The 2151-nt window shown below is 64.9% G+C and carries 3 protein-coding genes; all 3 read left to right on the forward strand.

Annotated features, from left to right (window positions below; all coding sequences use genetic code 11):
- Nucleotides 1-186, forward strand: a 186-nt coding sequence (locus ACXJL8_RS39420; RefSeq protein WP_456686848.1) for an acyl-CoA dehydrogenase family protein, incomplete at its 5' end; no start/stop codon positions are given.
- 137 nt (nucleotides 187-323) lie between these two features.
- Nucleotides 324-1568 carry an acyl-CoA dehydrogenase gene (locus ACXJL8_RS39425; protein ID WP_456617356.1) on the forward strand — a complete coding sequence of 415 codons (1245 nt, stop codon included), beginning with the start codon at nucleotides 324-326 and terminating at the stop codon, nucleotides 1566-1568.
- A 141-nt stretch (nucleotides 1569-1709) separates the two neighbouring features.
- A partial coding sequence (locus ACXJL8_RS39430) for a nitroreductase family protein (RefSeq protein ID WP_456686849.1) occupies nucleotides 1710-2151 on the forward strand: 442 nt, incomplete at its 3' end.

Consider the following 2151-nt stretch of genomic DNA (forward strand, 5'->3'; position numbering starts at 1 on the left):
GAGGATGCCGAGGTCGCCGGGCGTTTCCAGGCGATGCTGTTGCGGGCGCCCGGCACCCGTGTCGAAGGCGGCACTGACGAGATCATGCGCAACATCATCGCGGAACGCGTGCTGGGCCTGCCCGGCGACATCCGTGTCGACAAGGACGTGCCGTTCAACAAGATCCCGACCAAGGGAAGAAACTGATCGTGTCCCGGACGCGATGCAGCGCGCCGCGCTGCTTCGCAGAGCCGGGACCCAGAAAGCCACAATGGGCCCCGGCTCTGCAGCGCACCGCTTAGGCGCTGCGCTGCGTCCGGGGCACGAGAGAGGAGAGTTCGAAAATGAATTTCGACGACACGCCGCAGGAAGCCGCCTTTCGCGAGACCGCGCGCAAATGGGTCGACGCCAACGCGCCGAAAGAGCTCCATGCGGAGCTGTCAAAGTCCTCGCTCGGCCGGATCCGGCTCGCTCACCACGACATCGTCGATGTCGGCAAGGCCTGGCAGAAGAAGAAGTTCGAAGGCAACTGGGCCTGCCTGCACTGGCCGAAGGAGTATGGCGGCCGCGGTGCGACGCCGATCGAGCGCGTGATCTGGCAGCAGGAGGAGGGCGTCTACGGCAAGCTGACGCAGCCGTTCCAGATCGGCGAGGGCATGTGCGGCCCGACCGTGATGGCCTGGGGCAGCGAGGACGCCAAGCGGCGCCATCTGCCGAAGCTCGCCTCGGGCGAGGAGATCTGGTGCCAGCTGTTCTCCGAACCGTCCGCCGGCTCCGACGTCGCGGGCTTGCGCACGCGCGCGGAGAAGAAGGGCGATAATTGGGTCGTCAACGGCCAGAAGATCTGGACCTCGGGCGCGCATTATTCCGACTTCGGCCTCCTGATCGCGCGCACCGATCCGAATGTGCCCAAGCACAAGGGCCTCACCATGTTCTTCCTGGACATGAAGAGCCCGGGCGTCGAGGTCCGCCCGATCAAGCAGGCCAACGGCATGCAGGAGTTCAACGAGGTCTATTTTACCGACGTCGTGATCCCGGACAGCCAGCGCCTCGGTGCGGTCGGCGCGGGCTGGAGCGTCTCGCTGACCACGCTGATGAACGAGCGGATGTCGATCGGCTCGCGGCTCGCGACCGGCGTGCCCGAGATGTTCGAGTTCTGCTCCAATTTGATGCTGGAGGACGGGCTTGCCATCGACGATCCCGCCGTGCGCTCCAAGCTCGCGAGCTGGGCGGTGAAGTCGAGCGGGCTGAAATACACCAGCTACCGCGCGATCTCGGCGCTGTCCAAGGGCGAGCAGCCGGGTCCGGAAAACTCCATCGGCAAGCTGGTGTCGGGCATGATGCTCCAGGACATCGCGACCTACGCCATGGACCTCCAGGGCGCGGCCGGCGTTCTCACCGGCAGCGATGAGGAGACCGTGCACGGCCAGTTCCAGCAGATGCTGCTGTCCTCGCCCTCGATGCGGATCGCCGGCGGCACCGACGAGATTTTGCGCAACATCATCGCCGAGCGCGTGCTCCGCCTGCCGGGCGACATTCGCGTCGACAAGGACGTGCCGTATAACAAGATCCCGACCAAGGGGCGTTGAGCCCTTGCGTCTCCGCATCTTGTAGGGTGGGCAAAGCGAAGCGTGCCCACCATATGCAGATGCTCCGGGGCGCGTCTGTTGGTGGGCACGGCGCTACGGCGCCTTTGCCCACCCTACGAAGAGAACAATGCGAGCTGATCCATGGATGCTAAAGTCAACCAGAATAACCGCATCGGCGTGCTCGAGGAGCTCCTCAACGAGCGTTACTCCGTGCGCGCTTTCCTGCCGAAAGCGGTCGACCGCGCCACCATCGAGCAGGTGCTGAAGACCGCGCAACGCACCGCGTCCTGGTGCAACAGCCAGCCGTGGCAGGTCGTCATCGCCAGCGGGGAGGCCAAGGAACGCTTCCGCAAGGCGATCTATGCCGAGGCCTCGGGCGGTCTCGGCGACGATTACGATTTCACGCCGCCGCGCGAATATGTCGGCGCCTATCTCGAGCGCCGGCGTGAAAGCGGCTTCCAGCTCTACAACACGCTTGGCATCGCCCGCGGCGACAAAATGGCGTATGCGAAACAAGCGCTGGAGAATTACAATTTCTTCGGCGCGCCGCATGTGGCGATCATCCACACCGACGAGCCGCTCG

This window comes from Bradyrhizobium sp. P5_C11_2, assembly GCF_054049755.1.

Excerpts from the sequence above, each read along its gene's own strand:
- ACXJL8_RS39425 (WP_456617356.1), top strand. The coding sequence starts at position 324 with ATGAATTTCGACGACACGCCGCAGGAAGCCGCCTTTCGCGAGACCGCG.